General features: G+C 53.2%; 4 protein-coding genes. All 4 read left to right on the top strand.

Translation table 11 applies throughout. From position 1 onward, the window contains the following. Positions 1–352 precede the first annotated feature (352 nt). Complete coding sequence (locus tag B2Y11_RS04445; protein ID WP_291056717.1) at positions 353–958, top strand: TetR/AcrR family transcriptional regulator; 606 nt, start codon at positions 353–355, stop codon at positions 956–958. A 181-nt stretch (positions 959–1,139) separates the two neighbouring features. Continuing rightward, entirely contained in the window at positions 1,140–1,679 is a 540-nt protein-coding gene (locus B2Y11_RS04440; protein WP_291056714.1) for a TetR/AcrR family transcriptional regulator, read from the top strand. A gap of 17 nt (positions 1,680–1,696) precedes the next feature. Beyond that, complete coding sequence (gene ftsH / locus B2Y11_RS04435; RefSeq protein ID WP_291056711.1) at positions 1,697–3,571, top strand: ATP-dependent zinc metalloprotease FtsH; 1,875 nt, start codon at positions 1,697–1,699, stop codon at positions 3,569–3,571. Positions 3,572–3,762: 191 nt separating this feature from the next. Continuing rightward, complete coding sequence (locus tag B2Y11_RS04430; protein ID WP_291056709.1) at positions 3,763–5,580, top strand: sulfatase-like hydrolase/transferase; 1,818 nt, start codon at positions 3,763–3,765, stop codon at positions 5,578–5,580. The last annotated feature ends 221 nt before the right edge of the window (positions 5,581–5,801 follow it).

Below are 5,801 nucleotides of genomic sequence, written 5' to 3'. Positions count from 1 at the left end.
CTTCCTTTTAGTCGGCTGACCGTGAAAGGCGGCCAATTCCCGCTGACCGGCGGCAATCCCAAACTCTCAGCGGCCAAAGGCGGCTGTCCAACTTGAGAACCCTCCAGCCGCAGGCCGGTCAAACCCCGCCTGCGAAGCAGGCGTCAACCTTCTCCTTTGAACCCTTTGAATCTTTTGAACCCTCACACCGAAGCCGCGCCCCTTAGCGCCCAAAGGCGCCCCCCCTCTGAATCCGGGGCCGCGGGCCCCTGCATCACATTTCACCATTGCGAGCATGGTCTATATCCTGTATACTATAAAAGTGACCAACGGTTGAAAATGGGTCAAAAATTGATATGACCGGGAGGATGTTATGGGATTAACGAAAAAAGCGGAGAGGACCAGGGCAAAACTTTTGGAGTCGGCAAAAAGGCTCATCGGCGAAAGGGGTTTTGACAAGGTTTCCGTGGAAGATATAACCAGGGACAGCGGCGTGGCCAAAGGAACTTTCTACCACTATTTCAAGTGCAAGGAAGATGTGGTGGCGGAGCTGTCCTTCCAGTCCTGTCAGGCGACTACGGAAAAATCCATCCATTTTGACGGGCCGGTGGATGAGCGGTGCTACTATTATGTAACCGCTCTCTGCAAGGACGCCGCCTGGGCGGGGGTCCGCCTCATCAGGCAGTGGATCCGGGAAACCATGGAGTCGGAAGAAGAGGATTCGGAGGCCAAGGCCGCTCTGTACAATATTTACGGCGCCCTTATGAAAATCTGCGCCGTCCGGCAGGGCACCGGGGTAGGAGAACTTACGGAAGACGCGCCGGTGGATACGCTGGCCAAGCTCATGATGAGCCATTTCTTCGGTGCACTTACCATCTGGTGCATGATGAACGGCTCCTGGAACCTGACCGAGCAGTCCGTGAAGTACATGGAAATCGATATTAAAAACCTGCTTGAACCATATATGATAAAGGAATAAATCCTGTAGGGGCTGTGAAAAAATGTAAATCATTTTTTCACAGCCTTTAATCATTTTTTCACAGCCTTTTTTTATGACTGCTGTTGACTGGATACATGTGTCGTGTTATGATTACCTCAAAAGAGACTATAAAGTCTCAAAATGATATAAAGATATTTTTATGAGATAAAAGAGGTGTATAATGGACACAGAAAGCAGAGAAGAGGAATTGAAGAAACTGGCCCTTGCCTTCTGTATCAATCCCCGCCGCACGGCAAAGGAACTGGCGGAGGCGGCGGGTATCAGCAAGGCCACCTTTTACCGGATCTACGGCTCCCGGGACAATCTGTCCCGCCTGCTCAGTGAGAAGGCAAGGGAGAAGGTTTCCTTCCTCATGGAACTGGTGAATGAAGGAGAGGGCGATTCCAAAAGCCGCCTTCGGGACATCATCTGCTGCTGCTGCGATAACAAGGAGTATCTCATGCTCCTCTGCTACGGCAATGTGACAGGCAGTATCGACAGCTGGTGCCAGGAAACCTATACCCGGCAGATGACCGATTTCTTCCTTCGGGGCCAGAAATCCGGTGCTTTCCGGGTGGACATTCCCGCTTCCGTGATGACGGAGCTTTTTGCAGGCGCCATGTGGTCCCTTTTTGAAGGGGAATGTCACGGACGGGTGGCTTCCGCCAGCCTTCCGGCGTACTGGGAAACATTTTTCCTGCACGGCATTGAAAATCAATAAGAAAGAGAGGAAATACATTGAAAGAAGTTAAGCCTTCCAAACGACCTATCCTGGCCTACTATGCCATCATATTCCTGGTCATCATTTTTTTTAACTCCCTCATCATGCCCATGTTCAAGAGCAATGAAGTGAAGAGCGTGGATTACTCCAGCTTCATGACCATGACGGAAAACAAGGAAATCGACAAGGTGCAGGTGGAGCAGGACCAGATCATCTTCACCAAGAAAGGGGACAAGCAGGCCTACAAGACGGCCCCCATGAATGATCCCCAGCTGGTGGACCGGCTCCATAAGTCCGGCGCCGATTTCACCGGCAAAATTGTAACCCCCATGAACCCCCTCCTTGATTTCGCCCTCAGCTGGATCCTGCCGATTCTGATTTTCTTCGGCATCGGCCATTACATGAATAAGAAAATTATGAAAAATATGGGCGGCCCCGGGGCCATGCAGTTCGGCATGGGGAAATCCAACGCCAAGATTTTCGTCAAGCCCACCAACGGCATCAAGTTTGCCGACGTGGCAGGGGAGGATGAAGCGAAGGACAGCCTGCAGGAAGTGGTTTCCTACCTTCATAACCCCAGCCGCTACAAGGACATCGGCGCCAAAATGCCGAAGGGCATTCTTCTGGTAGGGCCGCCAGGCACCGGCAAAACCATGCTGGCCAAGGCCGTGGCCGGTGAATCGGAGGTTCCTTTCTTCTCCATTTCCGGCTCCGAATTTGTTGAAATGTTCGTCGGCATGGGCGCCGCCAAGGTGCGTGACCTCTTCAAACAGGCCAAGGAAAAGGCGCCCTGCATCGTATTCATCGATGAAATCGATGCCATCGGCAAGAAGCGCGGCGGCGCCGCTATCGGCGGAAACGACGAAAGAGAACAGACCTTGAACCAGCTGCTTACGGAAATGGACGGATTCGAAGACAATACAGGCGTCATCATTCTGGCAGCCACCAACCGTCCCGAATCCCTGGATCCCGCCCTCACCAGACCGGGCCGTTTCGACCGGCAGGTGCCGGTAGGCCTGCCGGACCTCCAGGGCCGTGAAGCCATCCTCAAGGTGCATGCTAAGAAAATCAAGCATGATCCCAATATTGACTACAACAAAGTGGCCCGCATTGCCTCCGGCGCGTCCGGCGCCGAACTGGCTAATATCGTGAACGAAGCAGCCCTTCGGGCCGTCCGGGATCACCGCAGCTACGCCACCGAAGAAGATATGGAAGCCTCCATTGAAGTGGTTATCGCCGGCTACGAAAAGAAGCACGCCATCCTTTCGGACAAGGAAAAATGCGTGGTTTCCTACCATGAAATCGGCCATGCCCTGGTGGCAGCCCTTCAGTCCCATTCCGCACCGGTGCAGAAGATTACCATTATCCCCCGCACCAGCGGCGCCCTGGGCTACACCATGCAGGTGGACAAGGGCAACCATTACCTCATGACCAAGGAAGAACTCCTCGACCAGATTGCCACCCTCACCGGCGGCAGGGCCGCAGAAGAAGTGGTATTCCACACCTCCTCCTCCGGCGCTTCCAATGACATCGAAAAGGCCACCAAGCTGGCCCGGGCCATGATTACCCGCTTCGGTATGAGCGACGAATTCGGCATGGTGGCCATGGAAACCGTGACCAACCAGTACCTGGGCGGCGACACCACCCTGGCCTGCTCGCCGGAAACCGCAGCCCGCATCGACCGCGCCGTTTCCGAACTCATCAGGAAACAGCACGAAAAGGCAGTAAAGCTCCTGGAAGAAAACCGTTCCAAGCTGGATGCCCTGGCCAAGTACCTCTACGAAAAAGAAACCATTACAGGCGACCAGTTCATGCACATCCTGGAACATGGAGTGCCAGAAGAAAAACCGGCAGCACCGGTTCCGTCCATGGACCTGAACCTGGAAAAATAAAATTCTGTCATATCCCGTGAAAAAGGGGCTGCCAGGAAATGGAAATCATTTCCTGGCAGCCCTTTTGCGAATCGTTTCCTGCCGGCTTGGTACAAAAGGACTCACCAAATCATGTGAACTGCCGGTCAATTTGTGGTATAATTTATAAATATTTCATATCTTTTTTACAGATTTCTTACGCGAGGTGCATAGTGAAACAAGTGATTTTATCCGCCCTTTCCTGGGTGGTATCCACGTCTCTGGTGATTATGGCGCTGCTCCATTTGGGCGGGGACTTCCCCGACATCCACAGCTACGTACAGCCTCGGCTGGGGGCGGCGCTTCTGGTCTTCCTGATCGTATCCTTCAGCCTTTTTACCGTGATGAACAGGAAATATCTGAAGGCCCTCCTTCCCTGGGCGGTGATTCTGCCCCTTCTCTGGATGGGCACCTTTACCTGGGCCTACGGCTTTGCCTCCCTGCCGGAGAAAAAACATCTGGGCGACTACTACGTGCTGGGCGCCCTTCTCATGGCCCTTCCCTATGTGTACACCGCCTGGACTGCCAGGGCGAAGCGCTTTTCCTCTCTCTGGACAGTCATCGCAGGGATTTACACCTTCTTCATGGTACTTATCCCCTTCATCTACATCGGCTACTACGTGCTCTTCGGCGGGGAAATGGACATGTTTGCCATGATGGCGGTGCGCTCCACCCATCTGAAGGAAATCAAGGACTTCCTCCGCACCATGGGTTCCCCCATGCACCTGGCAATGGCGGTCATTGCCCTTGGCATCGTCATTTCCTGCGCCGTCGTCCTGTCCCGCTCCATGATGAAAAGAGCTCGCAGTTTTGAAGGAAATATCTTTAGAGGCAGCGGGAAATCCTTCCCTGTCGGCCTTCTTGTGATTTCCGTCCTCTTCTTCGGCGGATTCTACCGGCAGATTACCCACGTATTTCCTGCCACCATCTTCAAAGCCCTGAACTCCTCGGGCAGCGAATTCCAGCTCCTGCAGAAGCTCAATGACAACCTGGACAAAAATGTGAAAACCATGACCTTCCTTGCGCCGAATCCGGAAAACGGCATTGATGAAGGCACCCACATCGTCATTATCGGCGAAAGCGCCAACAGGGACCACATGAAAGCCTTCACGCCGGACTATCCCGAAAATACCACCCCCTGGCTTTCGGAAATGGCGAAGTCAAAGGACTTCGCCCTGGGATACAAGGCCTACTCCAATTTCCCCAATACCCTTTTCTCCCTGTCCTACGCCATGACCAGCGCCAACCAGTACAGCGACATGTCCTTTGAAGACGTGGTGAGCATGGTGGATGTGGCCAAAGCCGCCGGCTACCGTACCGACTGGATTTCTTTCCATAACCGGAGCTCCATGTCCAGTGCCGGCGTCACCATGATTGCAGAACGCTGCGACGATTCCTACTGGGAAAAGAACTATGACGGCTACACCCTGGAAGTGCTGAAGAAACTGCCGCCTGCCAAAAAGCGGATCATCTTCATCAACATCGACGGCAGCCACTACACCTACATTGCCCGGGTGCCTGTGAACCTGCGGGACAAACTGGGCATTTCCAAAGAAGATCCCTACCATGACTACGACCTTACCATCGCCTATGACGACCAGGTGATGAAAGAAATATTCGAATACGCCAAGGCAAACCTGAATCTCAAATCCATGATTTACTTCTCCGACCATGGCGAAAATATGAAGCACTACCACACCACCTCCCCCTTCTACTACGACATGGTACACATTCCCTTCTTCGTCTACCTCTCGCCGGACTACCAGGCCGCCCATCCGGAACTCATGCCTGCCCTGAAAGCTCATGAGCAGCAGGTCTTCACCAACGATCTGGCCTTCGATACCGTCACCGGCATCTGGCAGGCAAAGACCAACTTCCACCAGTCCAAATACGACTTCTCCTCGAAGGACTACGCCATCAACATGGACAACGCCACCACCTTTGAAAGAAAGAAGAAAATCAAAGACGACCCCCTGTGGCAGGGAAAATAAAAAAGAGCAGGAAACCCAAAGCGGTTTCCTGCTTATTTTTTGATAGCTTTGTTCTGCATCGTTTGTGAAATTGTGGCACAACGCTCAGCGTCCATAGTCCCACCGCTTCAGCGGGGTGGCAAGGGAACACGAGTCACGCCAGCGAACATGAGTTGCACTAGCAAACTGGATTTGTAAGGGAGCGTCAGCGACCTGAAAATCCAGTGAGTCAGTGACAGCAG

Origin of the sequence: Dialister sp. UBA1703 (assembly GCA_002320515.1) — a bacterium.
Lineage (GTDB): Bacteria > Bacillota > Negativicutes > Veillonellales > Dialisteraceae > Dialister.
This window is presented reverse-complemented; position numbering and strand designations above follow the sequence as displayed.